This is a genomic window from Streptomyces inhibens, from assembly GCF_003389455.1.
Taxonomy (GTDB): Bacteria; Actinomycetota; Actinomycetes; order Streptomycetales; family Streptomycetaceae; genus Streptomyces; species Streptomyces inhibens.
In genome coordinates this window covers 1-3217 of the sequence record NZ_QUAC01000329.1, presented here as the reverse complement: position 1 = coordinate 3217, position 3217 = coordinate 1, and the positions used below count along the sequence as shown (strand labels likewise).

General features: G+C 73.5%; 3 protein-coding genes and 1 pseudogene. All 4 read left to right on the top strand.

Features of this window, described 5'->3' with window-relative positions; all coding sequences use genetic code 11:
* Window positions 1-282 (top strand): annotated as a pseudogene (locus tag DY245_RS33920) (hypothetical protein); the annotation flags it as partial.
* 105 nt (window positions 283-387) lie between these two features.
* Window positions 388-1302, top strand: a complete 915-nt coding sequence (locus tag DY245_RS33915; protein WP_128510974.1) for a metal-dependent hydrolase — start codon at window positions 388-390, stop codon at window positions 1300-1302.
* Window position 1303: 1 nt separating this feature from the next.
* Window positions 1304-2389 (top strand): PDR/VanB family oxidoreductase, encoded by a 1086-nt coding sequence (locus DY245_RS33910; protein ID WP_128510973.1) that lies wholly within the window; start codon window positions 1304-1306, stop codon window positions 2387-2389.
* 50 nt (window positions 2390-2439) lie between these two features.
* On the top strand, window positions 2440-3132 hold the full coding sequence (locus tag DY245_RS33905) for a TetR/AcrR family transcriptional regulator (RefSeq protein WP_128510972.1): 693 nt from the start codon (window positions 2440-2442) through the stop codon (window positions 3130-3132).
* The last annotated feature ends 85 nt before the right edge of the window (window positions 3133-3217 follow it).

The following is a 3217-nucleotide window of genomic DNA, read 5'->3' as shown; positions in this document are numbered from 1 at the left end:
GGCCGGCCGTATGCCCCCGGGGCGGTGACGGCGCGCGCCGACGGCGGTACGGCCTGCGGCCCGCGGGCGCCGCGGGCGCTGGCCGGGGTGCTGTGGAAGGCCACGGACGGCCAGTGGTGGCTGCTGGCGGCCGGCAGCGAGCGGGTCGCCTCGATCACCACGACCGGCGGCGTCGAGGGCCGGGCAACGGGCCGCTTCCTGGCGCTCCCGGTCAAGGCGGGCGCCAGCGCGGAGCTGGCGGGGCGGCTGGCGAACGGCAGGAAGATCGAGGCGCTGGGCTGAGGCGAGGCGCCGGGCCGGTGCGGCGCAGGACACCGCCCGGCCGCGCCGGCGATTTTCGCCGTCCGAGGGGTACCGGCATTCCTTACCCGCCAGTACATTGACGCCATGTCTAATACGGCCTCGCTGCGGCCCCGGTCGGCCGCGTCCGAGCACACCCCGTTGAAGGCCCGCAACGTCGCCTTCGACTGGGCGGACACCCCCCTGCACTGGATACCGGGCGACCCCTCCAGCACCCACACGATCAATGTGCTGCATCTGCTGCTGCCGGCCGGCGAGCGCTGGTTCGTGCACGTCTACAAGCAGGTGCTGCCCTACATCCGCGACCCCCGACTGCGCGCGGACGTGATCGGGTTCATCGGCCAGGAGGCGATGCACTCCCAGGCGCACGACGACGTCCTGCCGCATCTCAAGGAGCAGGGCCTGGACCCGACTCCGTACACCGCGCAGGTCGACTGGCTCTTCGAGAAGCTGCTCGGCGACCGCACCCTGCCACCGGGCCGGGCCCGTAAGTGGTGGCTGCTGGAGCGGGTCGCAACGATCGCCGCCATCGAGCACTACACCGCGTTCCTGGGCGACTGGGTGCTCAACGCCGAGGCGCTGGACGCCAAGGGCGCCGATCCGACGATGCTCGATCTGCTGCGCTGGCACGGCGCGGAGGAGGTCGAGCACCGCTCGGTGGCCTTTGATCTCTTCGTCCATCTGGACGGCGGCTACCGGCGGCGGGTACGCACCTGGGCCACGGCCTTCACCGCGCTGGTCTTCCTGTGGCAGCGCGGCACCCGCTTCTTCATGGAGAACGACCCGTCGCTGATCGACGGCCGGGCCAACTTGCGGGAGTTCTTCCGCGCCGGCCGGCAGGGGGTGCTGCCGACCGCCGGGGCCATGGCCCGCTCGATCCCGCAGTACCTCAGCCGTACCTACCACCCCTCGCAGCACGGCAGCACCGAGCAGGCCGTCGCCTATCTCGCCGGCTCCCCCGCCGCGACCGCGGCCGAGGCCCGTACGGCCGGAGGTACCTGAGATGCCCCGTATACGTACCGTCGTCGTGGTCGCCGCGGCCGCGCTGGTCGCCCGGCGGGCGCTGCGCCGCCGCATCAAGGCATCCCCGTTGTGGCCGATGCCCGCGCTGGAGAACCCGGTCTCGGGAAGGGGACGGACGGGCTCGGCCGCACTGCAGTTGAGGGTCGTGGAGCGCGTGCAGGAGGCCGAGGGCGTGGTGCGGCTGCGCCTGGAGGGCGAGGAACTCCCGGGCTGGGAGCCGGGCGCGCATATCGACCTCGTCCTGCCGTCGGGGGCCGTACGCCAGTACTCGCTGTGCGGGGAGCCCGCGACGCCCGGCTCGTACACCATCGCGGCCCGGCTGATCGAGGACGGCCGGGGCGGCTCGCGCGAGGTGCACGAGCAGCTGCACGAGGGGACGGTGGTGGAGGTCCGCGGGCCGCGCAACCGCTTCCCGCTCCACGACAGCCATGCCTATGTCTTCCTCGCGGGCGGTATCGGCATCACCCCGATCCTGCCGATGCTGCGGCAGGCCGAGCGGCAGGGGGTGCCGTGGCGGCTGGTGTACGCCGGGCGGTCGCGGGCCTCGATGCCGTTCCTGGCGGAGATCGAGAAGCTGGCGGGGGCCGGCGCGGACCGGGTGACGGTGGTCGCCGAGGACGAGGACGGCCGGCCCGATCTGGCCGCGGTGCTCGCCGGTGCGCCGCCGCACGCCGCGGTCTACTGCTGCGGGCCCGAGCCGCTGAGGGACGCGGTCGCGGCATTGCTGCCGGCCGTGACCGAGGGGCTGACGCTGCACACCGAGCGGTTCACGCCGGCCGCACCCGCACCGGCGGGCGAGAACGCACCGTTCGAGGTGGAGCTGCGCCGCACCGGCCGTACGGTCACGGTGCCCGCGGACACCAGTGTGCTGCGGGCGATCCGCGAGCAGGCGCTGCCCGATCTGCCGTACTCCTGTGAGCAGGGCTTCTGCGGCACCTGCCAACAGCGGGTGCTGGCCGGTGAGGTGGACCACCGCGACGAGCTGCTGACCGACGCCGAGCGCGACGACTCGCTGCTGATCTGTGTCTCGCGGGCGCGCGGCGGCGGGCTCGTGCTCGATCTGTGATTGCCCTTTCGTGATTCCGTGCCGCGCCCCGGATCGTTAGGGTGGTCCGCATGACGACCGGGGCGCGCCGCAGGATGGGCGTCGAGGAGCGGCGCGAGCAGCTGATCGCCGTCGCACTCGACCTCTTCAGCCACCGTTCCCCCGAGGATGTCCCGATCGACGAGATCGCCGAGGCGGCCGGTATTTCCCGGCCGCTGGTCTACCACTACTTCCCGGGCAAGCAGCAGCTGTACGAGGCCGCGCTGCGGCGGGCCGCCGAGGAGCTGACGGCCCGGTTCGTCGAGCCGCACGAAGGTCCGCTCGGCGCCCGGCTGTTGCGGGTCATGGAGCGGTTCTTCGACTTCGTGGACCAGCACGGTCCCGGGTTCTCGGCGCTGATGCGTGGCGGTCCGGCGGGTTCGACCCGTACCGGCGCGATGATCGACGGGGTGCGGCAGGCCGCCTACGAGCAGATCGTCGCCCATCTCGGCATCCCCGACCCCGCCCCGCGGCTGGAGTTGGTGGTCCGCTCGTGGGTCTCGCTGGCCGAGACCACCGCGCTGCTGTGGCTGGACGGGCGGCGCGTGCCGCGCGGCGAGCTGGAGCGGCAGCTGGTCCACGACTTCGCGGCGCTGGCGGCGGTGAGCGCGGCGTACGACGAGCGGATGGCCCAGGTGGTCCGCCGCATACTGGCGGACGAACCGGACGACGGGATGTTCGCCGACCTGGTCGGGCGGCTGATGGCGCTGCCGCAGCCGGTCTGACGTACGGCGTCGGGGCGGGCCGGGCCGGACCCGGGCGGCGGGACCGGGCGGCGGGGCGGGGCCGGACCACGGGGCCGGACCACGG